The sequence below is a fragment of the Kitasatospora sp. NPDC005748 genome (assembly GCF_040630735.1).
In the GTDB taxonomy this organism is placed as follows: domain Bacteria; phylum Actinomycetota; class Actinomycetes; order Streptomycetales; family Streptomycetaceae; genus Kitasatospora.
Genome location: NZ_JBEXYD010000025.1, coordinates 25,639 through 49,508, shown reverse-complemented (window position 1 = coordinate 49,508; position 23,870 = coordinate 25,639). Strand labels below are relative to the sequence as shown.

Here is a 23,870-nt window from a genome sequence, read left to right as displayed (position 1 = left end):
CGGCGGGAGAGCGCCCGCGGCGGCCCCGTCCGCCGCCCGCGTCCGGGCCGCCCGCCGGGTCGCCGTCCGGTGGCGGGATCGCGGTGGCCCGGTGAAGGTGGGCGGTGTACCGCCCGCCGGTCGCGCCGCCGCCCGGGCCTCCGCCCGCGTCGCGGCCCGGGGCCCGGGCCCCGGGCACCCCGGCCGGTCGTGGCGGAGGACGAGGAACCCGTACTCCCGGAGGCCCAGCAATGCCCGAAGTGACCGCTCCGTACGCGCCCGGCACCCCGTGCTGGATCGACCTGATGGCGAGCGACCAGCAGGCCGCCCTCGACTTCTACCGCGACCTGTTCGGCTGGCAGGGGGAGGTCGGCCCACCCGAGTTCGGCGGCTACGCCGTGTGCGCGCTGAACGGGAAGCCGGTGGCCGGGATCATGGCGCAGATGGCGCCCGAGGGCCAGCCCCTCCCGCCCGTCGGCTGGACCACCTACCTGGCCTCGGACGACGCCGACGCCGCCGCCCGGTCCGTCGCCGAGAGCGGCGGCACGATCCTGTACCCGGTGATGGACGTCGGCACCGTCGGCCGGATGCTGGTCGCGGCGGACCCGACCGGCGGGGTGTTCGGCGTCTGGCAGAAGGTCGACTTCATCGGCGCGGGCGTCGTGAACGAGCCCGGCGCGCTGGTCTGGAACGAGCTCAACACCACCGACACCGACGCGGCCGGGGCGTTCTACCAGCGGGCGCTGGGCCTGAGCCCGGCCGCCCTGGAGAGCGTGGAGGGGTACTACTCGCTGAGTGTCGGCGACCGCTCGGTGGGCGGCATGCAGCGGCTCCCGGACTACCTGCCGCCCGGCACGCCCCCGCACTGGCTGACCTACTTCTCGGTGGACGACACCGACTCCACCGTGGACGCCCTGGTCCGGGGCGGCGGTTCGGTGCTCCAGCCGCCGTTCGACATGGCGGCCGGGCGGATGGCCGTCGTCCAGGACCCGCAGGGCGCCGTCTTCGCGGTGATCGCCTCGCCCACCGCGCCGTAGCCCGTCACGCCGTAGCCCGTCATGTCGTAGCCCCCGCGCCGCACACCGTAATCACGCCGTAGCGCCCCGTAGCCGCGGCCCCCGGAAGCCTCCCGTTCCCGCGACGCGCCGCCGGGAATGGGAGGCTTCCCCGGTTTCGCGGGTAAGACTGCACCCATGCTGGGGCTTCCGGACGACATCCGCGCTTTCCTCTTCGACCTCGACGGGGTGCTCACTCAGACCGCCAAGGTGCACGCGGCGGCCTGGAAGGACACCTTCGACGCCTTCCTGCGCGCCGAAGCGGCCCGCACCGGTGGGCAGTTCGTCCCCTTCGACGCCGTGACCGACTACGACACCCACGTCGACGGCCGCCCGAGACTCGACGGCACCCGGGCCTTCCTGCACAGCCGGGGCATCGACCTCCCCGAGGGCACCGACGCCGACCCGCCCGGTGCCCGCACCGTGCACGGCGTCAGCCTGGCCAAGAACGAGACCGTGCTGCGGATGATCCGCGAGCAGGGCGTCCAGCCGTACGACGGTTCGGTCGCCTACGTGCGGCGGCTGCGCGGGCTCGGGCTGCCCGCCGCGGTGGTCTCCTCCAGCGCCAACTGCCGGGACGTGTTGCGCGCCGCCGGCATCGAGGAGCTGTTCGAGGTGGTCGTGGACGGCGTGGTGGCGAAGCGGGACGGCCTGCCGGGCAAGCCCGCGCCGGACACCTACCTGGCCGCCGCCCGGGCCCTGGGCGTCGAGCCCGCGCACGCCGCGGTCTTCGAGGACGCGCTCGCCGGGGTCGCCTCCGGCCGGGCCGGCGGCTTCGGCACGGTGGTGGGCGTGGACCGCACCGGCCAGGCCGACGAACTGCGCCGCCACGGCGCCACCGTGGTCGTCGCCGACCTCGCCGAGCTGCTCGAAGGAGGTGCGGCATGACCGGGCTGGACAACTTCGCCGTCGATCCCTGGCGGATCACCGAACAGGGCCTCGACCTGGGTGCGATGGCCCGCGCCGAGTCCGTCTTCGCGCTTTCCAACGGCCACATCGGCCTGCGCGCCAACCTGGACGAGGGCGAGCCGCACGGCCTCCCCGGCACCTATCTGAACGGCGTCTTCGAGCTGCGGCCGCTGCCGTACGGCGAGGGCGGCTACGGCTACCCGGAGTCCAGCCAGAGCGTCATCAACGTGACCAACGGCAAGATCATCCGGCTGCTGGTGGACGACGAGCCCTTCGACCTGCGCTACGGCGAACTGCTCAGCCACCGGCGCTGGTTGGACTTCCGGACCGGGCTGCTGCGGCGCGAGGCGGAGTGGACCTCCCCGGCCGGTCGGACCATCAAGGTGCACTCGACCCGGCTGGTCTCCCTCACCCAGCGGGCGATCGCCGCCGTGGAGTACACCGTGGAGGCGGTGGACGGTCCGGTCCGGATCGTCCTGCAGTCGGAGCTGGTCGCCAACGAGCAGCTGCCCGGCGGCGCCGAGAGCGACCCGCGGGCCTCCGCCGTGCTGGAGGCGCCGCTGCTCGCCGAGGCGCACCACGCGGGCGGCACCAAGGCCGTCCTGGTGCACCGGACCCGCTACAGCGGCATCCGGGTCGCGGCCGGGATGGACCACATCATCGACGGCCCGGACCGGCTGGACACCGTCGCCGAGGCCGAGGCGGACAACTGCCGGATCAGCGTCACCACCCTGCTCGAACCGGGCGAGAAGCTGCGGCTGGTGAAGTTCATGTCCTACGGCTGGTCCGCGACCCGCTCGCTGCCCGCCGTGCGGGACCAGGTGGAGGCCGCGCTGACCGCCGCCCGGTACACCGGCTGGGACGGCCTGGTGACCGAACAGGCCGGGTTCCTGGAGGAGTTCTGGGAGACCAGCGACATCGAGGTCGAGGGCGACGTCGAGCTCCAGCAGGCCGTCCGGTTCGCCGTCTTCCACGTCCTCCAGGCGGGCGCCCGCAGCGAGGAACGGGCCATCCCCGCCAAGGGGCTGACCGGCCCGGGCTACGACGGGCACAGCTTCTGGGACACCGAGACCTTCGTCCTGCCGGTGCTCACCTACTGCCTGCCGAGCGCCGTCAACCAGGCGCTGCGCTGGCGGCACACCACGCTGCCGCTGGCCCGCGAGCGCGCGGTCCAACTCGGCCTCGCCGGAGCGGTGTTCCCCTGGCGGACGATCCGCGGCGAGGAGTGCTCCGGCTACTGGCCGGCCGGTACGGCGGCGTTCCACATCGGCGCGGACATCGCGGCCGCCGTCGCCCGCTACGTGCGGGCCACCGGGGACGTCGAGTTCGAGCGCGAGTACGGGCTGGAGCTGCTGGTCGAGACGGCCCGGATGTGGCGCTCGCTCGGCCACCACGACGCGGCCGGCAACTTCCGCATCGAGGGCGTCACCGGTCCGGACGAGTACAGCGCCGTCGCCGACAACAACGTGTTCACCAACCTGATGGCGCAGAGCAACCTGCGTGCCGCCGCCGAGGCCGCCGCCCGGCACCCGCACGAGGCGGCCGCGCTCGGGGTGGACACCGAGGAGACCGCCGCCTGGCGGGACGCCGCCGCCGCGATGTTCGTCCCCTACGACGAGAACCTCGGCGTCCACCCGCAGGCCGACGGCTTCACCGACCACCAGGTCTGGGACTTCGAGCACACCCCGGCGCAGAACTACCCGCTGCTGCTGCACTATCCGTACTTCGACCTGTACCGCAAGCAGGTGGTGAAGCAGGCCGACCTGGTGCTCGCCATGCAGGTGCGCGGGGACGCGTTCACCGACGAGCAGAAGGCCCGCAACTTCGCCTACTACGAGCGGCTGACCGTCCGCGACTCCTCGCTGTCCGCCTGCACCCAGGCGGTGATCGCGGCCGAGGTCGGACAGCTGGACCTCGCGTTCGACTACACCGCCGAAGCCGCCCTGATGGACCTGCACGACCTCGGCGGCAACACCGGCGACGGTCTGCACATGGCCTCGCTGGCCGGGGCCTGCATCGCCCTGGTGGCCGGGTTCGGCGGGTTGCGGGACCACGGCGAGGCACTCTCCTTCCGGCCCCGGCTGCCACCCGGGCTGATGCGGCTGAGCTTCTCGCTGATGGTGCGGGGCCAGCTGCTCGGGGTGCGGATCACCCACGCGGGCACGACGTACACGCTGCGCCGCGGCGAGGTGATCCACCTGCGCCACGACGGCGAGGGGGTGCAGGTGAAGGTCGGGTCGCCGGTCACCCTGCCGACCACCGTGCCGCCCGCCCAGGAGCGGTGCAGCCAGCCGCCGGGCCGCGAGCCGGCCCGGCGCCAGCCGCAGGCCGGGGTGATCGGCGGCACCCTCGGCCCCGGGCCGGAGCACCTCGCGGCCGAGTGACGCCCGGCCCCGCCCGTCACCCCTTCGGCCCCGGCCGGGGTGCGGCGCGGGGCGCTCCGCCGGAGGGTGCAGGTGTCCCGTGGCAACCGGCGGCCGGTGAAGGAGCGCCCCGTGGTGAGTGTGGCCGAGCAGATGGTCGAGGTGCTCCGGCAGGCCGGGGTGGAGCGGGTCTACGGCGTGGTGGGGGACAGCCTCAACCCGGTGGTGGACGCCATCCGCCGGGCCGAGGGGATCAGCTGGGTGCACGTCCGCAACGAGGAGGCCGGCGCCTTCGCGGCGGCCGCCGAGGCCGAGCTGAGCGGGCGGCTGGCCGTCTGCGCGGGCTCCTGCGGGCCCGGCAACACCCATCTGATCCAGGGCCTGTACGACGCCCAACGCAGCGGCCTGCCGGTGCTGGCGCTGGCCTCGCACATCCCGTCCGGGCAGATCGGCACCGGCTTCTTCCAGGAGACCCACCCCGAGCGGGTGTTCACCGACTGCAGCAGCTGGTGCGAGACGGTGTCCACGCCCGCGCAGCTGCCCCGGCTGCTGCGGATCGCGATCCAGCACGCGCTGGGCGCGCACGGCGTCTCCGTCCTGGCCTTCCCCGGCGACATCGCCGCGCTGCCGGCCGCCGGGCCGACCGGCAGCAGCCACTTCCTCACCGAGCAGGCGGTCGCGGCGCCGCCCTGGGACCAGGTCCGGGCGCTCGCCCGCGCCCTCAACGGGGCCCGCAAGGTCACCCTGTTCTGCGGCGCGGGCGTCCGCGGGGCGCACGCCGAGGTGATGGCGGTCGCGCAGGCCCTGAACGCGCCGGTCGGGCACTCCCTGCGCGGCAAGGAATGGATCCAGTTCGACAATCCGTTCGACGTCGGCATGAGCGGCCTGCTCGGCTACGGCGCCTGCCACGAGGCGCTGCACTCCGCCGACCTGGTCGTGCTGCTCGGCACCGACTTCCCCTACGACTCCTTCCTCCCGCAGGCCCGCACCGTCCAGGTGGACCACGACGCCACCCGGCTCGGCCGCCGCACCCCGCTGGAGCTGGCCGTCCACGGCGACGTCTCGGCCACCCTGCGCGCGGTCCTGCCGCTGCTGGAGCCCAGGGACGACCGCGCCTTCCTGGACGAGTTGCTGGACAAGCACTGCCGCTCGCTGGAGGACGTCGTCGGCGCCTACACCCGGGACATCGAGAAGCACCTGCCGATCCACCCCGAGTACGTCGCCTCGGTGCTGGACGAAGTCGCCGCCGACGACGCGGTGTTCACCGTGGACACCGGGATGAACAACGTCTGGGCCGCCCGTTATCTCCAGCCCAACGGCCGCCGCCGGGTGATCGGCTCCTTCCTGCACGGCTCGATGGCCAACGCGCTGCCGCACGCGATCGGCGCCCAGCTGGCCTGCCCCGGCCGGCAGGTCGTCTCGATGTCCGGGGACGGCGGGCTCTCGATGCTGCTCGGCGAACTGCTCACGGTGGTGCGCCACCGGCTGCCGGTGAAGACGGTGGTCTTCAACAACGGCGCGCTCGGCATGATCAAGCTGGAGATGCTGGTCTCCGGCTACCCCGAGGCGGAGATCGACAACGGGGACGTGGACTACGCGGGGATCGCCCGGGCGATGGGCATCCCGGCCAAGCGCGTGACCGACCCGGCGCGGGTGCGGGAGGTGCTCACGGAGGCGCTGGAGCGGCCCGGTCCGGCGCTGGTGGACGTGGTCACCGACCCCAACGCGCTCTCCATCCCGCCGCGCATCACGGCCGCCCAGCTGAAGGGCTTCGCGCTGGCCGCCGGGCGGACGGTGCTCTCCGGCGGGGTCGGCCGCATGATCGACCTGGCCCGGAGCAACCTGCGGAACATCCCCCGCCCGTAGGGCCGGTCCAGCCCCGTCGAGGGGGACGCGCGGTGGTTTGCCTCTGAGGCAAGTTTCTTGCCCGTACGGCAGGCGGGGTGTCCACTGGTCACATGACCACCAGCCCAGCCGGCCCCTCCACCCCCGGCGACCGGACCGACGACCTGGAGGTCGCCGGCCTCGCCGCGAGGCTGCGCGAGCACCGGCTCGGCAGCCGCCTCACCCTGGAGGTCGCCGCCTCCCGGGTCGGACTCTCCCCAGCTTATCTGTCCCGGCTGGAGACCGGCCGGCGCCAGCCCTCACTGCCCGTCCTGCTCGGACTCGCCCGCGCCTACGGCACCTCCGTCTCCGGCCTCCTCGGCGAGGCCCCGGCCGAGGCGGACCCGGTGGTGCGCGGCGGCGCGATCGACCCCGGTCGCGCGGGCGGCTGGGGCTACCGCCGGGCCGGCGCGCCCGGGCGGGCGATGCAGGCGCTGCGGGTGCACGTCCCCCCGGGCGTGCAGGACGCGGTGGTCCGGGTCCACCCCGGTGAGGAGTGGCTGTACGTCCTGCAGGGCCGGCTGCGGCTGACCCTCGGCGACCGCACCCACCTGCTCGACGAGGGCGACTCCGCGCACTTCGACTCGCTCACCCCGCACTGCATCGCCGCCGACTCGGCGGACGGGGTGGAGCTGCTCTTCGTGCACACCCTGCTGCAGAGCCCCGGCGGCGAACTCTGCCTCGGCGGCGGCCCCGCAGCCCCGCACTGACCCACCGTCGGACCTCCTGGAGGAGATCTCCCATGGCTGATCCCACCACCGTCACCACCGCCACCACCGCCACCACCGTTACCGCCGACGCCGCCGCGGCTCCCGTCGCGGCCGCCGCCGACGCGCCGAAGACCGTCGACGCCGGCAAGTGGGCCAACCGCCGGGTCGGCATCCGGGTGCTGATCTACATGGTCGCCACGCACGCCTTCGCCGGCTTCATCATGCTGCTCTTCGAGCTGGGCAACCGGAACAAGTAGCCGGTGGGATAAGGCTGCTCAACGACCCGGACCGGCCCGGTCAGGCCGTCCGCAGCAGCTCGCACAGCGCGTCCAGGGCGGCCGGGAAGAGCCGGTCGGGCGGCGTGGCGTAGCCGACCACCAGGGCCGGCGAGGCGTCCGGGGCGAGCGCCGGGTCGGCCAGGTGCCAGGAGAGGCCGGTGACGGCCAGGTCGAGCGCCCCGGCGCGGGCCAGCAGTTCGGCCTCCGTCGGCGCCCCGGACGGCAGTTGCAGCACGGCGTGGAGCCCGGCGGCGATGCCCGTCACCCGGACGTGCGGGGCGCGTTCGGCCAGTGCCGCCACGAGCGCGTCGCGGCGCCGCCGGTAGTGCAGCCGGCAGCGGCGCACGTGCCGGTCGTAGGTGCCGGAGGTGATCAGCTCGGCGAGGGTCAGCTGGTCCAGCACGGGGGACATGGTGTCCGCCAGCTGCTTCCGCCGGGCCACCGGCTCGACCAGGGCGTCCGGCAGGGCGAGCCAGGCCAGCCGCAGGCCGGGTGCCAGGCTCTTGGCCGCGGTGCCCGCGTACACCACCCGTTCCGGGTCGAGCGCCTGCATCGCCCCGAGCGGCTGCCGGTCGTAGCGGAACTCGCCGTCGTAGTCGTCCTCGATCACGTACCCGTCCTGCTCGCGGGCCCAGCCGACGGCCGCCGACCGGCGTTCGGCGGCCAGCGCGGCGCCGGTCGGGTACTGGTGGGCGGGGGTGAGCAGGACGGCCGCGTCCCGCCGGGCGCCGAGCAGGTCCGTCCGGGCCCCCGCGCAGTCCACCGGCAGCGGCGCCGGGGTCAGCCCCGCGGCCCGGACCATCTCGCGCTGCGGGGGCAGCCCGTACCCCTCGACCGCCAGGGTGCGGGTCCCGCGCGTCCGGGCCGGACCGCGCTCGCGCAGGGCGGCGCAGAGCAGGCCGATGCCCTGGGTGAAGCCGGAGCAGATCAGCAGGTGGTCCGGGTCGGTCCGGACGCCGCGCACCCGGGCGAGGTAGTCGGTGAGCGCCTGCCGCAGCTCGATCCGCCCGAGCGGGCTGCCGTAGCCGAAGGCCTCGTGCGGCGCGGTGGCGAGCGCCCGCCGCGCGGCGGTCAGCCAGGCGGTGCGCGGGAAGAGCGAGACGTCCGGCCGCCCGGGCGTCAGGTCGTGGCGGGCGGTCCGGCGCTCGGGCGGCGCCTCGGCCGGGCGACGGCCGGACCGCGGGGCGGTCCGCCCGGCCACCGTGGTGCCCGAGCCCTGCCGCGAGGCGAGCCACCCCTCGGCGGTCAGCTGCCCGTACGCCTCGACCACGGTGTTGCGGGCGATCCCGAGGTCCTCGCCGAGCGCCCGGGAGGAGGGCAGGCGCGTCCCTGGGGCCAGCCGGCCGTCCTGCACGGCCTCCCGCAGCGCGTCCTCCAGGGCCGCCCGCAGGCCGACCCCGGCGGCCCGCCGGCCACTGAGGTCGAGGTGCAGATCGCCGCCGAACGCGGTCCAGGAGGTGGTGCTCATGGGGAGGGCCGATCCGTGCGGGGCGCTGTGCCGTCCGGGTTGTGTCCGTAGGGGATTATCGCGTGGCCGCGGGCGGCCGGGCGGCCCCGGCCCCCGCGCCGCCGGTCGGTGCCGGTGCGCGGGCCCGCGCCGCGGTCAGCCCCAGGTCGCGCCGGCGGGCTCCTGGATGGTGGCGTTCAGCCGGTTGAAGAGGTTAGTCAGGCCGATCATCAGAATGATCGCGGAGAGCTGCTCCTCGTTGAAGTGGTCGGCGGCCTCGTCCCAGACCGCGTCCGGCACGGCCGGGCCGGAACGGTCGGCCAGCCGGGTGGCCGCCTCGGTCAGGGCGAGGGCCGCGCGCTCCTCCCCGGTGAAGAAGGGGGCCTCGCGCCAGGCGGCGACGGCGTGCAGGCGCTCGTCGGTCTCACCGGCCTTCCTCGCGTTGGTCACGCCGGCGAAGACGCACGCGGAGCAGCCGTTGATCTGGCTGGCCCGCAGGTGCACCAGCTCCAGGATCTGGGGCGGGACGCCGCCCTGGTACATGGCCTTGTAGATGTTCTGGATGCCCTTCATCGCGTCGGGCAGGACCATCGCGGGGTTCTTCATCCGAGCGGTCACGGCGTTTCCTCCGTCGCGTCAGGAGCCCGAGTGCCTTGCGCGCCGGGCCGGTTATCGTCCTTCACTGCACCGACGGATCGCGGAACGGGGATGTGACAGGTGAGCGGGAACGAATGTCTGGCCGGGCAGTTCGAGGAGCACCGGCTCCAACTGAGGGCGGTCGCCTACCGGATGCTGGGCTCGCTCAGCGAGGCCGAGGACGCCGTCCAGGAGACGTGGTTGAAGCTGGACCGCTCGGACGTCAGCGCCGTGCAGAACCTCGGCGCCTGGCTGACCACCGTGGTCGGCCGGGTCTGCCTGGACCTGCTGCGCTCGCGCACCGCGCGGCGCGAGGACCCGCTGGACGGACCGGACGGGCAGGAGGGCGCGGTCCGGCTGCCCGATCCGGTGGTCGGCGCCTTCGGCGTCGTGGACCCGGAGCAGGAGCTCCTGATGGCCGACTCGGTCGGGATCGCGCTGATGATCGTGCTGGACACGCTCGCCCCGGCGGAGCGGCTCGCCTTCGTCCTGCACGACCTGTTCGCCGTCCCGTTCGACGAGATCGCGCCGATCCTCGGCCGCACCTCCGCCTCCACCCGCCAACTGGCCAGCCGGGCCCGCCGCCGCGTCCAGGGCGCCGCGCCCGCCCAGGACGGCGACCTGAACCGCCGCCGCGAGGTGGTGGACGCCTTCCTCAGCGCCGCGCGCGGCGGCGACTTCGACGCCCTCCTCGCGCTGCTCGACCCCGGGATCGTGGCCCGCTCGGACGGCGGCGCCCTGCGGCCGAGCACGCTGCGCCGCGGCGCGGCCGAGGTCGCCTCGCAGGCGATCACCTTCGCCCGCTTCGCCGAGAACGCCCGCCCGGTGCTCGTCAACGGCGCGCCCGGGGTGCTGTCCTTCGCGGACGGCAAGCCGCTGTCGCTCATGGCGTTCACCATCCGGGACGGCCGGGTCACCGCGCTCGACATCCTCACCGATCCGGAGCGGCTGGCCCGGATCGACCTGGGGCCGATCCTCGGCGGCTGAGCGGCTGAGCGGCTGAGCGGCTGAGCGGCTGAGCGGGGCGGCGGGCGCACCTACGCGCCCGCCGCCCCGACCGGAACGTCCACCGGCCACCGAAGGGGTGCGTTCCCCTTCGTCCCGGGAAGCGGCTCACTGGGGCGACCGGTGGGACCGAATCGATGGAGTAGCCGGGAGAGGAAGCGAGATAGGCCGGAAGTAACTGGCAGTAAAGGCTGGACAAGGTGACTGGCGGTCTGTCAGGATCAGGGCTGTCGCCAGGGAACAGGGCCGGCGGCCACACCAGGGGAGGACCACATGTCGCAGGACGACCAGCCGCAGTTCGTCTCGGTACCGGTGCCGAGTCAGTACGTCACACAGGTGTACGCCTACCTGGCCGGGCTGACCGGCGCCACGGCGAGTGCCCCGACGGCCGCCGGGGCGGGCGGCGCTCCTCCGGCGCCCCCGGCCGCGCCGGAGGAGGGGGCGGCCGGGGAGCCCGGCAAGCTCCCGGTCGTCGAGTGGACCGTCGAGGACTTCCGCCGGCTGATGATCGAGCCGCTGGGATCGGTGCAGGTGGTGGCCCGGGTGCTGGACGTGCTGGCCACCCAGCCCGACGCGCGGGTGAGCTACACCGAACTGGCCACCCGGCTGGGCCTGGAGAAGAAGAGCCTGCAGGGCAACCTCGCCGCCTTCACCCGGGCGGTGCACCGGCACTACCACCGCCGCAACTGGCCGATGACCTGGGTGGAGGCGCTCACCAGCGAGCCGGGGCTCAAGTCGGAGTTCTTCTACACCGTCAACGCGACCCTCGCGAGGCGCTGGCTGGAGGCCCGGGCGCAGGGCTGAACGACTCGCCCCGGCCGGGACGGGGGAGTCTGCCAGTTACTCCACTCGTCTATCCGATCCGGCGCCAGCCGCCGGGCGTGCCCGGCTCCGTCACCGGGGCCGGGCCGAAGTCGTACCGCGGCCCGTCGGGCCCGAAGGCGAGCAGCGAGATCGAGGACGAGCCCCAGATCCGCCCGTCGCCGAACTCCCGCCGCTGGACCAGCGCGGCCGGATCGTCGAGCGCCAGGCCGTCGCCGGAGACGATCGGCAGCCAGGCGCCCCAGGCCTGCTCGGTCGTGGCGGGGCCGGGCCGCGGCGCGGGCCGGACGGCGGCCCGGAAACGGGCCCGGAAGTGCGCGGCGCGGGCGGCCATCAGCGAGCGGACCAGTTCGGACGCGGTCCGGTCCGCCGCCAGCCCCTCCGGTCCGTCGTTGAGCACCACGCTCAGCCCGACCGGCAGGTCGCGTTCCGCCAGGATGCTGCCGCCCCAGCTCAGTACCCGTGCGCCGGCCCGGCCGGCGAGGACGAGGTGGAACGGGTCGTACCGCTCCAGGTCGACGCCGGCGAGGCCGCCGTCCCGCAGGGCGATCAGCGGCAGCTCCCCGCGCGAGAGCCGGGCCCGGGCGGGTGCCATGGCCCCGAAGCCGTTCAGCAGACAGGCCGCGGCCGGCCCCGCGGTGCCCGGCTCCGTGGCCCCGGGCACCGCGGCCCCCGGTTCGATGGCGAGCCACGTCCCGCCCGCCGCCAGGTCGAGCCCGCCGACGGCCGCCGGGTGCGCGGGCCAGTGGTGGTCCGGCGGGGACCACCGCCGCCCGGCGTACTCGTCCCGCACCGACAGCAGCAGCACGGGCACCGATGCCGACGGTTCGATGCTGACGAACGCGGTACACACGATCCTGGCCCCCTGACCTCGCCCACCCCGGGCGGCCCGGCTGTACCACCCTCCCCGCGATCCTCGCACGGTCGTTCGGATCCGGGCAGGTCCGGGCCCTCGCCCTCCGGCGCCCGCCGTGCCACACTCGGGCGAGCCGCCCGAGGGCCTGCCCTGACCGTGAAGTGGCCCACGATCTCTCGGCCCGAATGTGCCAGGGAGCCAGTCCAGTCGAACCCTAGGCTGGCCGGTATGACGACGAACGACAACGCCACCGTGTCCGCCCCCGAGCAGCGGATCTCCCTCCCCGACCTCGCCCCCGAGTTCTACCGGGCCATGGTCGCCCTGGACCGCGCCGCCCGGCAGGGCGTCGACCCCGTCCTCGCCGAGCTGGTCAAGGTGCACGCGTCGATGCTCAACGGCTGCTCCTTCTGCATCGACATGCACGCCACGGACGCCCTGAAGAACGGCGAGCAGAACCACCGGCTGCTCTCCCTGCCGGCCTGGCGGGAGACGTCCTGGTTCACCGCCAAGGAGCGGGCCGCCCTCGCGCTGACCGAGTCGGTCACCCTGCTGACCCAGGGGCACGTGCCGGACGCCGTCTACCAGGAGGCCGCCGAGCACTTCGAGCAGGCCGAGCTGGCCCAGCTGATCGCGCTGATCATCGCCATCAACTCCTGGAACCGGATCGGCGTCACCTCCCGCCTCAGCCCCGCCGCGAAGTAGGGTGCCCGGCATGACGACCACTCAGCACGAGCTGGCCCGAGCCCTCCACGCCCTGCACCGCCCCGGCGAGCCCCTGGTGCTCGCCAACGTGTGGGACGCGGTGGGCGCCCGGCTGGTCGCCGCCGCCGGTGCCCGGGCGGTCGCGACGGCCAGCGCGAGCGTCTCCTGGACGCTCGGCAGCGCGGACGGCGACGCGGCCGACCGCGCCGAGGTGCTGGCCCAGACCGCGCTGATCGTGCGCTCGGTCGCGCTGCCGGTGACGGCGGACCTGGAGAGCGGCTTCGGCGCGACGGCCGCCGAGGTCGGCGAGACCGTCACCGCGCTGCTCGGCACCGGCGCGGTCGGGGTGAACCTGGAGGACGGGGGGCGCCCCGCCGCCGAGGCGGCCGAACGGATCGCGGCCGCCCGGGCCGCCGCCGACACGGCCGGCGTCCCGCTCTTCGTCAACGGCCGCACCGATGTGTTCCTGAAGCAGCTCGGCGACCCGGCCGGCCGGCTGGACGAGGCCGTCGACCGCCTGCGGGCGTACGTCGCGGCCGGCGCGGACGGCGTGTTCGTGCCCGGGGTCGCGGACCCGGACACGATCGCCGCCCTGGTGGCCGCGGTCCCGGCGCCGCTGAACGTCCTGGCCGGGCCGGGCTCACCGTCGGTACCGGAGCTGGCGAAGCTCGGCGTGGCCCGGGTCAGCCTCGGGCCGGGCCTGGCCAGGGCGGCGTACGCGGCGGTGCGCCGCGCCGCCGAGGAGGTGTACTCCGAGGGGACGTACACCGCGCTCGACGGCGGGCTCACCTACCAGGAGCTGAACGCCCTCGCGCAGGGCTGACCCGGAGCCGGCGTCCGGACCCGACCGCGAAGTCGGCGACGGACGCCGGCCGCTGTGCGCCCCGAGCGGCGCGCAGCGGTGGCGGCCGCTTCGGAAGGAGAGCCGGGAGATCAGGGAGACCACGGGGCCCGGGAGCCACAGGGGAGCTCCCGGACCGCCGGGTCCCCGCGCCGGACCGCTCAGCCGATCTGCCCGCTGAGACCCGGGTGGGTCAACTGGTTGGTGCCGATCGCCTCCACCTCCTGCGCGGCGTGACCGACCAGCGGGAGCTTGCCGGCCTCCTTCAGGGCGAGGTCGCCCGGGGAGAGGGTGAGGCCGCTGGAGAGCCCGTCCAGGGCGTCCGGCGACGTGGCGGTGGAGGTCGTGGCCGACGCGGCCGGGGCGGCCAGGGCGAGGCCTGCCATGGTGAGGGCGGCCAGGGTGGCGAGTTTCTTCATGGAACCCCCAACGACCCGGCCGCCCTCAGGTCACCGCGGCGGCGTCAGACCGTCACCCGCAGCGTCCGCACGCTGTTGCTGATGAACGACCCGATCGGCTCCGGCGCGGGCCCCTCGGCCAGGGCGATCCCCGGGAAGCGGTCGAACAGGTACCGCAGCGCGGTCTCCGCCTCCATCCGGGCGAGTCCGGAGCCGAGGCAGAAGTGCGGGCCGTGGCCGAGCGACAGATGCCGGTTCGGCTGCCGGGTGATGTCGAAGCGGTCGGCGTCCGGGTAGTGCGCGGCGTCCCGGCCGGCGGACGCGTAGGAGGCGAGCAGCGCCTCGCCGCGCCGGATCACCACGTCGCCCACCGGGATGTCCTCGGTCGCGTACCGCAGCGGGAACTGCCCGACCGGCGAGTCGTACCGCAGCGTCTCCTCGACCACCGCGGACCACGGCTGCTCCCCGTCGAGCACCAGCCGCAGCTGCTCGGGGTGCGAGAGCAGGGCGCGGACGGCGTTGGTGATCAGGTTGAGGGTGGTCTCGTGCCCGGCCACCAGCATCAGGAGCAGCGTGCCGACGAGCTCCTGCTCGCTGAGCCGGTCCCCGGACTCGCGGGCGGCGATCAGGTCGGTGGTCAGGTCGTCGCCGGGTTCGGCGCGCTTGGCCTCGACCACGGAGGCGAGCAGCGCCTGGAGCCCCCGCTGGGCGGCGATCGCGGCGGCCGGGGTGGCGGAGCTGGAGACCAGGGTGTCGGAGAGCTCGTGCAGTTCGTCCTGCTGCTTGGGCGGCAGGCCCAGCAGTTCGCCGATGACCTGCATCGGCAGCGGGTAGGCGAAGTGCTCGCGCAGGTCGAACGGGCCCTCCAGCCTTGCGAGGTCGTCGAGCAGCGCCCGTGTGCGGGACTCGACGGCGGGCCGCAGTTCGGCGACCCGGCGCGGGGTGAAGGCCTGGGTGACCAGGCCGCGCAGCCGCCGGTGGTCCTCGCCGTCCACGGTGATCATGCCCGGCACGGTGACGAAGTTCAGCAGCGGCCAGCCCTCGGGCAGCCGGCCCTCGGTGAAGGCGGTCCAGAGCTGCGGGTTCTTGCCCACCCGGGGGTCGGCGAGCAGCTCCTGGAGGGTGTCGTGCCGGGCTATCGCCCAGACCACCACCCCGCCAGGGAGTTCCACCAGGACCGCCGGGCCGGCCTCCCGGAGCCGGGCGTTCTCTCCGTGCTGGTCCCGTCCGAAGGGGTCGAGCCGGATGGGCTCGGGTCGGTGGCCGGGTCGGTCGAGCTCAGGGGCGGCGGTGTCCATGACGGCCTCTCGGGGGCTGGCGGGCGGGGCGGGGTGAAGGCGCTGTAGAGCACCGGCAGGCTGACCAGGGCGCGTGACCAGGGCGACCGGCGCCAGGCCAACTCGCTTGGCGGTACGGCCAGTTGGAGATCGGGAAGGCGGTGCAGCAGGGTCTCGACGGCGGTCTCGACGATGATCCGGGCCGGGTGCTGGGCCGGGCAGACGTGCTTGCCGGCGCCCCAGGCCAGGTGCGCCCGGTTGCCGCCGAGCGAGCCGTGCGCGGCGGCCGAGGCGCCCTGGGCGGCCGGGTCGGCGTTGGCCGCGGCCAGGCCGAGCACGAGCATGTCGCCGGCGCTGATGTACTGGCCGCCGAGGACGGTGTCGCCGGTCGCCCACCGGCCGGGGAAGTTCTGCGTCGGCGGGTCGCGCCAGAGCACCTCCTCCAGCGCGTCGGAGACGGTGAGCCGGCCGCCGGTCAGGGTGGCCCGGAACCGGCGGTCGGTGAGCAGCAGCCGCAGGGTGTTGCCGGTCCAGTTGATGGTGGTCTCGTTGCCCGCGACCATCATCACCACCAGGTGGTGCACCGCCTCCTCGTCGCTGAGCGCGGCCGGGTGGGCCAGCAGCCAGGAGGTGAGGTCGGCCCCGGGCGTGGCGCGGCGGCGCCGGACGAGGTCGACCAGGATCGCCTGGAACTCCGCGCTGGCGCGCACGGAGTCCTTGCTGCTGTCGACGAAGTGGCTGATCAGCCCGACCAGGTGCGGTCCGGCCTCGGCGGGCAGTCCGATCAGCTGGGTGAAGACCAGCAGCGGCAGCCGGCGGGCGTACTGCGCGATCAGGTCGGCGGTGCCGTCCGGGCCCCAGCTGTCGATCAGCGCGTCGGCGGCGGCCTCGGTGGTCTCGCGCAGCTGGCGGTGGTCGATCTCGGCCAGCGTGTCGGCGACGGCGGCGCGCAGCCGCTGGTGCTCGGCGCCGTCCAGGTTGAGCAGGGTGGGACGCCAGGCGGTCATCGGCAGCAGCCGGGAGTCGGCGGCCAGCCGGCCCTCGGCGGGGACCCTCCAGCGGCGCGAGTCCTTGGAGAACAGCGCCTCGTTGCGGGTGAGTTCGAGCAGTTCGGGGTAGCCGAGCACGAGCCAGGCCTCGACCCCCGGCTCCAGCTCGATCGGCGCGACCGGGCCGTACTGGGCCCGCAGCCGGGCGTACAGGCCGTGCGGGTCGTCGGCGACGGCGGCGCCGTACAGCCGGGGCAGCGGCACCCCGGCGGGCAGGGTCCCGGCGGCGTGCGCCGGGCAGCCGGGGGGCGCGGACAGCTGCCCGGCGGACGGCGGAACGGCCGTGCCCGGGTCGGGGGTCGTCATCGCTGGAGCTCCAGTACGGCGGTGGAGTGCAGATGGTCGACGAAGTCGATCAGCAGGTCGTACGCGGCCCGGCGGTCCCGGGCGTCGCAGTACAGGATCGGTACGTCGGGCAGCAGGTCGAGGGCGGAGCGCAGCTCCTCCTCGGGGTAACTCGGGGTGTCCGGGAAGGTGTTGACGGCGACCGCGAACGGGATCCGCTGCTCCTCCAGCCGGCCGAGCACGTCGAAGCTCTCGTCCGGGCGGCGCAGGTCGACCATCGCGATGGCGCCGAGCGCGCCGCGCGACAGGTCGTCCCAGAGCGGCCAGAACCGCTGCTGCCCGGGGGTGCCGAAGAGGTAGAGGGCGAGCCGGGGGTTGAGCGTGATCCGGCCGAAGTCCAGCGCGACCGTGGTGGTGGTCTTGCCCGGCCGCCCGGTGAGGTCGTCGATGCCGCTGCTGGCGGCCGTCATGGTCTCCTCGGTGCGCAGCGGCGTGATCTCGCTCAGTGCGCCGACCAGGGTGGTCTTGCCGACCCCGAACGGGCCGGTGACCAGGATCTTCACCGCGCCCTGGACGGACGGCGGCAGGTACTGGGGCTCCGGCGCCGAGGGCTCGGCGGTGCGCGGGTCAGCGGAGTTGGCGGAGGCCAACGAGCACCTCTTCCAAGAGGGTTGCGGGCAGGCGTTCGGCCTGCGGGACGGGCGGGAGCACCTGGACGGCGCCGAGGTCCCAGAGGTCGCCGACCAGCACCTTGACGACGCCGAGCGGCAGCCCGAGGTAGGCGGCCACCTCGGCGACCGACAGCAGGCTGCGGCAGAGGTCCAGGATGCGCTGGTGCTCGCGGTTGAGCAGGGCGTCCTCGGGGAGGTCGGGCCGGTCGGGTAAGGCGCTGACCAGGCTCTCGACGGCGAGCGCGGACCGGGTGGGCCGGCTGCGGCCGCCGGTGATCACATAGGGCCGGACCGGCCCGTTCACCGCCGGCCCCCCGCCGCGTGATCGACGCGCGGCGGGCTGGTGAGGTGGCTGCCGATCCGCTCGACGAGGACCTGCATCTGGTAGGCGACCAGGCCGGCGTCGACCGCCTCGCCGGTCACCACGGCCAGGTGGGCCCCGGCCCCGGCGGCGACCACGAAGAGGTAGCCGCCGCCGTACTCGATGACGATCTGGCGGGTGGCGCTGCCGTGGCCGCCGAAGCCCTGGGCGACGCCGCGGGCCAGCGACTGCAGGCCCGAGCAGGCGGCGGCGAGCCGCTCGGCGTCCTCGCGCAGGATGCCCGCGCTGCGGCCGATCTCCAGGCCGTCGTTGGACACCACGACGGCGTGCTGGACCTCGGGGACAGAGATGATGTCGGCGAGCAGCCAGCCGAGGTCAGGGGTGGTGGTCATGGAACTCTCCGAAGCGCTGGGGGAGCTGGGGGGAAGCGGGCAGGGAACGGTGGGGCTGGGCCTGCGTCCGGGCGGCCGACCGGCCGTCGGCGGTGCCGGCCTGGAACATCGCCATGAACGCCCGGGCATCCTGCGCCGACCGGTAGGGCGGGGCGGGCGCCGGCGGGGGAGCGGCCGGCGAGGCGTGGCGGTTGGAGCGGTCGCGCCGGTGGCTCCGGCGGGGCAGCGGCGGCGGAGCGGCGGGGCCGGCCGGCGGGGTCTCCACCAGGGGGTGTGCGGTGGTCCGCGAATGTCCGCCCAGGTAGGGGGAGGCCGGGTTCCGGTGGGGGTCGGCCGGGAACGCCGGGTCGTCGGGGCCGAGGCCCGGGACGGTCGGCGGGAGCGGCTCGGTGAGCAGCGCGTTCGGCAGCAGCACCACGACCCGGACCCCGCCGTACGGGGAGGGCGCCGAACTGAGGGTGACCCGGAACCCGTACTGCTCGGCGAGCCGGCCGACCGCGGCCAGGCCCAGCTGCGGTACCTCGCCGAGGCGGGACACCTCCAGCGAGGTGCCGCCGGCCAGCGCCGAGGCCGCCTTGGTGACGGCCGGCTCGGGCATCCCGACGCCGCCGTCGTCGATCTCGACGACGGCGCCGTTGTGGACGGGCATCAGCGTGACGAACACCTGGGTGCTGGGCGGTGAGTAGCGGGTGGCGTTGTCCAGCAGCTCGGCCACGGCGTGGATGAGCGCCTCGGCGGCGGCGCCGACCACGGCGGTCTCGATCCGGCTGCGGACCACCACCCGCTGGAAGGGCAGGATGCGCGACTGGGCACCGCGCACCACGTCCTCCAGCGAGACCGGTTCGGGCCAGTGCCGCCCGGCCCGGGCGCCGCACAGGACGGCCAGGGTCTGGGCGAGGCGGGCCTGTTGGGCGGCGGCGTGGTCGGCCTTGAGCAGGCCCTCCAGCAGCGCCGGGTCGTCGTGGGTGCGCTCCATCTCGTCGAGCAGGGCCTGCTGGTCGTGGGCCATCACGAGGATCCGGCGGGCCACGCTGAGGAAGGCCCGCTGGGTGGAGGCGTTGAGTTCCTGCTCCTGCTGGACGGCGGCCAGTTCGCTGCCCCGGCGGGCGAGTTCGACGGCGAGCTGCTCCTGGAGGCGGGCGTTCTCGCGCTGCTGCCGGTCGGCCCGGCGGCGCTGGGTGACGGAGACGGCGCGGTAGCGGGCGGCGGCCACGAGGGCGAGGGCGGCGAGAACGCCGGTTGCCGTTGCACACCACTGAGTCATCGTCACGCCGCGAATTCTAGGGTGATGATCCTACGAAGGTGTGAACGGATCTCGCCAAGTGACCGGATCTCGTCAATATCCCGTCCATACGACGTCAATCCGACCTGCTTCCGGCCCGGCCGCGCCCCGCCCGGGGCCGCTCCCCCGGCCCCGTCGGAGGCTCACTGAACCGGCGAACTCCGGTGCAGCAACAGCAGAGCGACGTCGTCCGGCCGGGAGCGGCGCTCGGTCACGTTGAGGGTCAGCAGGTCGGCGAGGCGCTCCAGGGCGGCAGCCGGGCCGAGCCGGACCGGACCGGCCTGCCGGGCCCACAGCTCCAGCCCGCCGAGCATCCGCTGCACCGACTCGTCGTAGTCCTCCTCGCGGTCCTCGACCAGCCCGTCCGTGTAGACCAGCAGCGTCTCGCCGACCGCCAGGTGCCCGACCGTCAGGTGGTACGGCTGCCCCGGGTCCACGCCCAGCGGTGGGCCGCCCGGCAGGTCCAGCTCGACGGCCGGGGCGTCCGGCGCGATCCGGACCGGCGAGGGGTGACCGGCCCGGGCCGCCCGGACCGTCCCGTCTGCGGGGTCGAGGGTGAGGTAGAGGCAGGTGGCGAAGAGGTCGGTGTCGAGTTCGGACAGCAGCCGGCTGGTCCGGGCCAGGGTGGCGGCCGGGTCGTGGCCGTCGGTGGCGTACGCGCGCAGACCGCTGCGCAGCTGGCCCATCACGGCGGTGGCCTCGGCGTTGTGGCCCTGGACGTCGCCGATCACCAGGCCGATCCGGCCGTCCGGCAGCCGCAGCAGGTCGTACCAGTCGCCGCCGATCTGCATGCCCTCGGTGCTGGGCAGGTAGCGTGCGGCGCTGGCGATCCCGGGCAGCCGGGGCAGGGTGCGCGGCAGCATGGCGCGCTGCAGCTCGGTGGCCCGGTGGTGGTGGGTGTCGTAGAGCCGGGCGCGCTCCAGGGACTGCGCCAGGATGCCGGCGAAGGCGGAGTAGAGGGTGCGGTCCTCGCGGCCGAAGACCCGCTCGGTGGAGAAGGTGATCAGGCAGGAGCCGACCTGTCGCCCGGAGGCGACCAGCGGCAGCACCGCCCAGGACGCCGGGGTCAGTGGCCCGCCGCCGGGCCGGGTGGTGGCGGGCTCGCTGAACAGCGGGGCGGAGCGGGCCAGCGAGTGCTGCATCACGCCCTCGGAGAGGTCGGCCAGCCGGGTCAGCTCGGTCCGGCGCGGGCCGCCGTACACGGTGTGCGAGACGGGCAGCAGCCGACCCTCGTCGACCAGGTCGAGCACGATGCTGGCGGCGCCGAACGCCGGCCGGGCGACGTCGGTCACCGCGGTGGTCACGTCCCGGACGGTGACCGCGCGGGACAGCGCGCGGGTGAGCGCAAGCAGCAGTGCCGAGCGGGCGCCGGCCGCCGGGGCGCCGCCGCCCGCTCCGCCGCCGGCCGCCTCCTCCGCGGGGGCGCCCCCGCGGTCCCGGTCGGCCAGCAGCCCGGCGACCCGGACCGGCCGGCGGTGCACGTCCAGCATCACCTCGCCGGTCTCCTCGATCCGGATCACACCGCCGTCGCGGCGCGGCACCCGGTACTCGATCCGGTACGGGCCGCCGGTGGCGAGTGCCTCGGCGAGGGCGGCCTGGACGTCCGGGAGGTCCTCGGGATGGACCAGCCCGTCCAGGTCGGGTGCGGTGGGCGGGCCGTCGGGCGGCACGGGGCGGTCGACCACACGGTAGGCGGTGGCGTCCCAGAAGGTCTCGCCGGTCACCAGATCGCGCTCGAAGGCGCCGTGCCCGGCGGACCGGACGGCGAGCGAGAGCATCGGGTGGGCCAGTGCGGCGGACCGCCCGTCCGTACCGGCCTCGCCGCCGGGCCCCGGGTGGGCCGTCCCGGCCGGGCGGGTCTCCGCCCGCGCGCTGTCGAGCAGATGGGCGAGCCGGTGGGCGCAGGCGTCGCCGAGCGTCTCCAGCACGTCCAGATCGCGGCGGGGGACGGTGCCCCGGTGGGCGAGGGCGAGGGCGAGCACGCCGACCGGCCGTTCGTCGACGATCATCGGCAGGGCGATCAGCGCGACCATTCCGGTGCCCATACCGGCATTGCGGTTGGGATAGTCGACGCTGGTGCGCTCCGGGCTGAGCAGGTACGGGCGGCGCAGTCGCAGGGCCATCGCGGCGGGCAGCTCGCTCGCCGGATCGATGACGCCGTAGCGCTCGTGGACCCAGTCGGGCAGGCCGTGCGAGGCGGTGAGCCGGAGCATTCCGGCGCTGTCCAGCAGGTAGAGCGCGGAGCCCTCACCGGTGATCCAGCCCGGGCCCTCGGCGAGCACGGTCCCGAGGAGTTCGGCGGCGGTGGTGCAGCCGAGCAGTAACCGGACACAGCGCATCGCGCTGCGCGCGGTGGGGCTGCTGCGCGGGGCCCGGCTCTCGTCCTCGGAGGGGGGAAGCCACGGTGAGGTCAGGTCCATGGGATTTCCCGGCCTTTCCGTCGCCTTGTCGGGCACCCAATTCTTCATACCTCATTTCCGATGCCGGTGAAGGGTGACCCGGACGGCGCACCGGTGCCGGGGTGCGGACGCCGGTGGTGCCCTGCCCGGCCGCTCCGACCGGGTGGTCCGCCGTGGTCCGGCCGACCCGCCGCGCGGGGTGCGCCGGGTGCGGCGCCCGGCCGGGGGAACTCACGGAGCCGGGCGCGCGGTGGGGGCGGGGCTCAGGCCCCGGGCCAGTTCCGGAGGCCGCCGGTGAGGAGGGTGATCAGGCGGTCCTGGGTGTCGGAGAGGTTCTCGGCGAGCTGGAACCCGCCGCCGATCGACAGCGAGGCGAAGCCGTGGGCGACCGAGCGGACGGTCCGGGCGGCGTGGACGGCCTCGGAGCCCTCCAGCCCGTAGCCGCGGAGCACCGCGAGGATCACCCCGACCAGCCGGCCGCCCGCCCTGGCCAGGTCGTCGTCCGGCTGCGGGGCCTGCGGCAGCGCGGTGTACCGGTGCGGGTACTCGGTGGCGTAGCCGTGGTAGGCCCGCAGGACGGCGGCGACGGCGTCGTCCCCGCCGCGGCCGAGGGCGGCCTCGGCGAGCCGGTCGGCGAGTTCCTCGGTGACCCGGACGGCGATCAGCCGGCGCAGCTCGGCGAGTCCGCCGCTGACGTGCTTGTACAGCGAGGGGGTGGCCACCTTGGCCCGTCCGGCGACGGCGGCCAGGGTGAGGGCCTCGGGGCCCTGTGCGTCGATGAGGGCGAGGGCGTGGTCGACGACCTGCTCGGGGGTCAGTCCGACTCGGGGCATGGTGCGGTCTCCGTGGGCGAGGTAGCGGGCGGGCTCGGGCCGGCGCGGCGCGGAAGGGCGGGCTCAGGCCAGCTCGGCGAGGAAGGGCAGCAGGGCGTCGGCGGTGGCCTGCGGCCGGTCGGCCATCGGGTAGTGCCCGGAGCCCTCGATCATCACCTTGCGGCCGTTCAGCGCGGCGGCCTGCCGGTCGGCGACCAGCTGGGGGTCGGGGAAGTCGGGGTCCTTGGTGCCCATCAGGACCAGCGCCGGGCAGCTCACGGCGGCGGTCCAGCCGTTCGGCGCGGAGTCCCCGCGCACGTAGCCCCGGGTGGCCTGCTTGCGGCCCGGCGTGCGCATCGCGGCGACCAGTCCGTCCACGTAGGCGTCGAAGTCGGCCGGCTTGGGGCCGGGGTACGCCATCTTGCGGTGGTAGAGGCCCCAGGACGCGGGCGAGTGCACCAGCAGGACGCCCATCACGCCGAACATCGCGCGCTGCAGCGCGTTCGGCGGCGGGTTCTCGACGAAGGCGTCCACCAGGACGATCCCGGCGACCCGTTCCGGCGCGTCCCCGGCCACCTTGACCACCGTCGCACCGGCGTAGGAGTTGCCGACCAGCGTGGCGCGGTCGATGCCGAGGTGGTCCAGCAGGGCGAGGACGTCGGTGGCGATCGCGGCCGGCGTGTAGTCGTCCCAGGCGATCGAGGACTCGCCGAAGCCGCGCAGGTCCAGGGTGATCACCCGGTGGCCCGCGGCCACCAGCAGCGGGCGCAGGTGCCGGTACGCGGCACGGCTGTCGAGCATCCCGGGGAGCAGGACGAGGGGGGCGCCGTCGCCCTGCTCGGTGTCGTCGAAGGCCAGCCGGCCGCCGGGGAGGTCGAGGTACTGGGTGCTGGGGGTGAAGGTGCCGGGCATGGGGGCCTCCTCGGTCCGCGGGGCTGCCGGCGTTGCGCCGATAGCCATAAAGCTAAGGCTAATAGCCTTAGCCGTCAAGCCCTCGACCGGTCGGACCCCCGGGGGCGGCCCCGGTACCGCGGCTCAGACCCCCTCCACCTTGAACGGGTCGTGCTCGGCGAGCAGCTTCTCCAGCCGCGCCTGGTCCACCCGGGTGACGATCTCGTTGGTCTCCTGCCGGTCCCGGATCACCTTGGCCAGGGTGAAGGCGGAGGTGACGGTGTAGAGCAGGCCGACCGCGAGGAAGGCGCGGGTCCAGCCGCCGACCGGCAGATAGGCGATGCCGACGGCGAGGGCGCCGCCGGAGAGGGCGAAGGAGAGGACGGCCTGGAGGTGGTACGCGGCCGTGGTGCGTGACTGCATCGGTGCGTTCATGGCGCCAGGATGGCCGCGCCGGGAGTGCCGCACATGAGTAGGAGTACTCAAGTGGGGGACCGTTCGTTGACGTCCCCTCACGTTCGGTGGTGTCAGTTGCCGTCGATCCGCCCAAATCGCCCATCAGGTCACGTACCGCCCGGGTAGTATCCGGTTGTCCCGAACGGACG

At 74.7% G+C, this 23,870-nt stretch carries 24 protein-coding genes; 10 read left to right on the top strand and 14 right to left on the bottom strand.

Translation table 11 applies throughout. The annotated features are described in order from the left end of the window. Positions 1–230: 230 nt before the first annotated feature. From ABZ495_RS19505 to ABZ495_RS19480, 6 genes are all read left to right on the top strand, one after another. A complete protein-coding gene (locus tag ABZ495_RS19505) occupies positions 231–1,016 on the top strand; it encodes a VOC family protein (protein ID WP_329489037.1) in 786 nt (261 codons plus the stop codon). Between the two features lie 156 nt (positions 1,017–1,172). Beyond that, the gene (locus ABZ495_RS19500; RefSeq protein ID WP_329489038.1) at positions 1,173–1,922 is read left to right on the top strand and encodes a beta-phosphoglucomutase family hydrolase; all 750 of its coding nucleotides are present in this window, start codon (positions 1,173–1,175) and stop codon (positions 1,920–1,922) included. Further along, positions 1,919–4,327 (top strand): glycosyl hydrolase family 65 protein, encoded by a 2,409-nt coding sequence (locus tag ABZ495_RS19495; protein WP_359837124.1) that lies wholly within the window; start codon positions 1,919–1,921, stop codon positions 4,325–4,327. Before ABZ495_RS19500 ends, ABZ495_RS19495 begins: the two co-directional genes overlap by 4 nt. Before the next feature lie 111 nt (positions 4,328–4,438). Next, positions 4,439–6,172, top strand: a complete 1,734-nt coding sequence (locus tag ABZ495_RS19490; protein ID WP_329489040.1) for a pyruvate dehydrogenase — start codon at positions 4,439–4,441, stop codon at positions 6,170–6,172. Between the two features lie 92 nt (positions 6,173–6,264). Then, positions 6,265–6,900 carry an XRE family transcriptional regulator gene (locus tag ABZ495_RS19485; protein WP_359805705.1) on the top strand — a complete coding sequence of 212 codons (636 nt, stop codon included), beginning with the start codon at positions 6,265–6,267 and terminating at the stop codon, positions 6,898–6,900. A 32-nt stretch (positions 6,901–6,932) separates the two neighbouring features. Next, entirely contained in the window at positions 6,933–7,157 is a 225-nt protein-coding gene (locus ABZ495_RS19480) for a DUF6126 family protein (protein WP_359805706.1), read from the top strand. A 40-nt stretch (positions 7,158–7,197) separates the two neighbouring features. On the opposite strand, the gene ABZ495_RS19475 is transcribed toward ABZ495_RS19480, so the two are convergent. Next, positions 7,198–8,646 carry a PLP-dependent aminotransferase family protein gene (locus ABZ495_RS19475; protein ID WP_359837122.1) on the bottom strand — a complete coding sequence of 483 codons (1,449 nt, stop codon included), beginning with the start codon at positions 8,644–8,646 and terminating at the stop codon, positions 7,198–7,200. A 135-nt stretch (positions 8,647–8,781) separates the two neighbouring features. After that, a complete protein-coding gene (locus ABZ495_RS19470) occupies positions 8,782–9,243 on the bottom strand; it encodes a carboxymuconolactone decarboxylase family protein (protein ID WP_359837121.1) in 462 nt (153 codons plus the stop codon). Positions 9,244–9,342: 99 nt separating this feature from the next. Here ABZ495_RS19470 and ABZ495_RS19465 point away from each other — a divergent pair, with 99 nt between their 5' ends. Together ABZ495_RS19465 and ABZ495_RS19460 are read left to right on the top strand one after the other, a co-directional pair. Further along, positions 9,343–10,248 carry a sigma-70 family RNA polymerase sigma factor gene (locus ABZ495_RS19465; RefSeq protein ID WP_329489044.1) on the top strand — a complete coding sequence of 302 codons (906 nt, stop codon included), beginning with the start codon at positions 9,343–9,345 and terminating at the stop codon, positions 10,246–10,248. A 291-nt stretch (positions 10,249–10,539) separates the two neighbouring features. Beyond that, positions 10,540–11,070: a hypothetical protein gene (locus ABZ495_RS19460; protein WP_352291178.1), complete on the top strand. Its 531-nt coding sequence runs from the start codon at positions 10,540–10,542 to the stop codon at positions 11,068–11,070. A gap of 49 nt (positions 11,071–11,119) precedes the next feature. On the opposite strand, the gene ABZ495_RS19455 is transcribed toward ABZ495_RS19460, so the two are convergent. Beyond that, complete coding sequence (locus ABZ495_RS19455; protein ID WP_359805714.1) at positions 11,120–11,941, bottom strand: NRDE family protein; 822 nt, start codon at positions 11,939–11,941, stop codon at positions 11,120–11,122. A gap of 231 nt (positions 11,942–12,172) precedes the next feature. Between ABZ495_RS19455 and ABZ495_RS19450 the strand changes: the two genes are divergently transcribed. After that, positions 12,173–12,646 (top strand): carboxymuconolactone decarboxylase family protein, encoded by a 474-nt coding sequence (locus tag ABZ495_RS19450; RefSeq protein WP_359837119.1) that lies wholly within the window; start codon positions 12,173–12,175, stop codon positions 12,644–12,646. A 10-nt stretch (positions 12,647–12,656) separates the two neighbouring features. Beyond that, on the top strand, positions 12,657–13,469 hold the full coding sequence (locus tag ABZ495_RS19445) for an isocitrate lyase/phosphoenolpyruvate mutase family protein (RefSeq protein WP_359837116.1): 813 nt from the start codon (positions 12,657–12,659) through the stop codon (positions 13,467–13,469). A 179-nt stretch (positions 13,470–13,648) separates the two neighbouring features. Here ABZ495_RS19445 and ABZ495_RS19440 read toward each other — a convergent pair whose 3' ends face one another. The 11 genes from ABZ495_RS19440 to ABZ495_RS19390 form a co-directional block, all read right to left on the bottom strand. Beyond that, on the bottom strand, positions 13,649–13,906 hold the full coding sequence (locus ABZ495_RS19440) for a hypothetical protein (RefSeq protein ID WP_359805719.1): 258 nt from the start codon (positions 13,904–13,906) through the stop codon (positions 13,649–13,651). A 44-nt stretch (positions 13,907–13,950) separates the two neighbouring features. Beyond that, the gene (locus ABZ495_RS19435) at positions 13,951–15,057 is read right to left on the bottom strand and encodes a cytochrome P450 (RefSeq protein WP_359837114.1); all 1,107 of its coding nucleotides are present in this window, start codon (positions 15,055–15,057) and stop codon (positions 13,951–13,953) included. Then, positions 15,021–16,517: a cytochrome P450 gene (locus tag ABZ495_RS19430; RefSeq protein WP_359837112.1), complete on the bottom strand. Its 1,497-nt coding sequence runs from the start codon at positions 16,515–16,517 to the stop codon at positions 15,021–15,023. The genes ABZ495_RS19435 and ABZ495_RS19430 overlap by 37 nt, the downstream gene beginning before the upstream one ends. Next, positions 16,514–17,146 carry an ATP/GTP-binding protein gene (locus ABZ495_RS19425; RefSeq protein WP_329489052.1) on the bottom strand — a complete coding sequence of 211 codons (633 nt, stop codon included), beginning with the start codon at positions 17,144–17,146 and terminating at the stop codon, positions 16,514–16,516. Before ABZ495_RS19425 ends, ABZ495_RS19430 begins: the two co-directional genes overlap by 4 nt. Beyond that, positions 17,124–17,471, bottom strand: a complete 348-nt coding sequence (locus ABZ495_RS19420) for a DUF742 domain-containing protein (RefSeq protein ID WP_329489053.1) — start codon at positions 17,469–17,471, stop codon at positions 17,124–17,126. Before ABZ495_RS19420 ends, ABZ495_RS19425 begins: the two co-directional genes overlap by 23 nt. Then, positions 17,468–17,881: a roadblock/LC7 domain-containing protein gene (locus ABZ495_RS19415; protein ID WP_329489055.1), complete on the bottom strand. Its 414-nt coding sequence runs from the start codon at positions 17,879–17,881 to the stop codon at positions 17,468–17,470. Before ABZ495_RS19415 ends, ABZ495_RS19420 begins: the two co-directional genes overlap by 4 nt. Next, entirely contained in the window at positions 17,865–19,145 is a 1,281-nt protein-coding gene (locus ABZ495_RS19410) for a sensor histidine kinase (protein WP_359837175.1), read from the bottom strand. The genes ABZ495_RS19415 and ABZ495_RS19410 overlap by 17 nt, the downstream gene beginning before the upstream one ends. A 161-nt stretch (positions 19,146–19,306) precedes the next feature. After that, positions 19,307–21,583 carry a SpoIIE family protein phosphatase gene (locus tag ABZ495_RS19405; protein WP_359837110.1) on the bottom strand — a complete coding sequence of 759 codons (2,277 nt, stop codon included), beginning with the start codon at positions 21,581–21,583 and terminating at the stop codon, positions 19,307–19,309. A gap of 242 nt (positions 21,584–21,825) precedes the next feature. Further along, positions 21,826–22,395, bottom strand: coding sequence for a WHG domain-containing protein (locus ABZ495_RS19400; RefSeq protein WP_359837108.1), 570 nt, complete (start codon positions 22,393–22,395; stop codon positions 21,826–21,828). Between the two features lie 63 nt (positions 22,396–22,458). Continuing rightward, positions 22,459–23,286 (bottom strand): alpha/beta hydrolase, encoded by an 828-nt coding sequence (locus tag ABZ495_RS19395; protein ID WP_359805735.1) that lies wholly within the window; start codon positions 23,284–23,286, stop codon positions 22,459–22,461. 123 nt (positions 23,287–23,409) lie between these two features. Beyond that, positions 23,410–23,700 (bottom strand): YiaA/YiaB family inner membrane protein, encoded by a 291-nt coding sequence (locus ABZ495_RS19390; RefSeq protein WP_329489059.1) that lies wholly within the window; start codon positions 23,698–23,700, stop codon positions 23,410–23,412. Positions 23,701–23,870 lie beyond the last annotated feature (170 nt).

Excerpts from the sequence above, each read along its gene's own strand:
- ABZ495_RS19505 (WP_329489037.1), top strand. The coding sequence starts at position 231 with ATGCCCGAAGTGACCGCTCCGTACGCGCCCGGCACCCCGTGCTGGATC.
- ABZ495_RS19500 (WP_329489038.1), top strand. The coding sequence starts at position 1,173 with ATGCTGGGGCTTCCGGACGACATCCGCGCTTTCCTCTTCGACCTCGAC.
- ABZ495_RS19495 (WP_359837124.1), top strand. The coding sequence starts at position 1,919 with ATGACCGGGCTGGACAACTTCGCCGTCGATCCCTGGCGGATCACCGAA.
- ABZ495_RS19485 (WP_359805705.1), top strand. The coding sequence starts at position 6,265 with ATGACCACCAGCCCAGCCGGCCCCTCCACCCCCGGCGACCGGACCGAC.
- ABZ495_RS19480 (WP_359805706.1), top strand. The coding sequence starts at position 6,933 with ATGGCTGATCCCACCACCGTCACCACCGCCACCACCGCCACCACCGTT.
- ABZ495_RS19475 (WP_359837122.1), bottom strand. The coding sequence starts at position 8,646 with ATGAGCACCACCTCCTGGACCGCGTTCGGCGGCGATCTGCACCTCGAC.
- ABZ495_RS19460 (WP_352291178.1), top strand. The coding sequence starts at position 10,540 with ATGTCGCAGGACGACCAGCCGCAGTTCGTCTCGGTACCGGTGCCGAGT.
- ABZ495_RS19450 (WP_359837119.1), top strand. The coding sequence starts at position 12,173 with ATGACGACGAACGACAACGCCACCGTGTCCGCCCCCGAGCAGCGGATC.
- ABZ495_RS19445 (WP_359837116.1), top strand. The coding sequence starts at position 12,657 with ATGACGACCACTCAGCACGAGCTGGCCCGAGCCCTCCACGCCCTGCAC.
- ABZ495_RS19440 (WP_359805719.1), bottom strand. The coding sequence starts at position 13,906 with ATGAAGAAACTCGCCACCCTGGCCGCCCTCACCATGGCAGGCCTCGCC.
- ABZ495_RS19430 (WP_359837112.1), bottom strand. The coding sequence starts at position 16,517 with ATGACGACCCCCGACCCGGGCACGGCCGTTCCGCCGTCCGCCGGGCAG.
- ABZ495_RS19415 (WP_329489055.1), bottom strand. The coding sequence starts at position 17,881 with ATGACCACCACCCCTGACCTCGGCTGGCTGCTCGCCGACATCATCTCT.
- ABZ495_RS19410 (WP_359837175.1), bottom strand. The coding sequence starts at position 19,145 with ATGACTCAGTGGTGTGCAACGGCAACCGGCGTTCTCGCCGCCCTCGCC.
- ABZ495_RS19405 (WP_359837110.1), bottom strand. The coding sequence starts at position 21,583 with ATGGACCTGACCTCACCGTGGCTTCCCCCCTCCGAGGACGAGAGCCGG.
- ABZ495_RS19400 (WP_359837108.1), bottom strand. The coding sequence starts at position 22,395 with ATGCCCCGAGTCGGACTGACCCCCGAGCAGGTCGTCGACCACGCCCTC.
- ABZ495_RS19395 (WP_359805735.1), bottom strand. The coding sequence starts at position 23,286 with ATGCCCGGCACCTTCACCCCCAGCACCCAGTACCTCGACCTCCCCGGC.
- ABZ495_RS19390 (WP_329489059.1), bottom strand. The coding sequence starts at position 23,700 with ATGAACGCACCGATGCAGTCACGCACCACGGCCGCGTACCACCTCCAG.